This is a genomic window from Photobacterium sp. R1 (genome assembly GCF_054600795.1).
Window position 1 is genome coordinate 1 of sequence record NZ_BAAHZP010000281.1, and the last position, 337, is coordinate 337.

Below are 337 nucleotides of genomic sequence, written 5' to 3' on the forward strand. Positions count from 1 at the left end.
CACATCGGTGGCGATCAGTATGTTGATTTCACCTTCGCGAAAGCGGCGAATGGCATTGTTGCGGGTGGCTTGCGCCATTTCACCCTGAATCCACACGCAAGGGATTTTCAGTGATGCCAGCTGATCCCGCAGTTCGGCCAGCCGCTCGCGGGTTTTGACAAAAATGATACTGCGCTCGGCCTGATCGCTGAGGATATTCTGCAGCAACGCCATTTTGTGTGCCATATCGTCACAGCGGTGGTAGACCTGATGGATCTTTTTGCGCTCACGGCGCGGCGGCTCAGCATTGACTTCGACCGGTTCATTTAAGATCGTCTGGGAGAACTCACGCACCCCT

Annotated in this window: 1 protein-coding gene; it reads right to left on the reverse strand. The window is 54.9% G+C overall.

The window, feature by feature from the left end:
• Positions 1-337 (reverse strand): helicase-related protein (locus ACYP03_RS25040; RefSeq protein ID WP_459782532.1); only part of this gene is annotated, 337 nt, incomplete at both ends.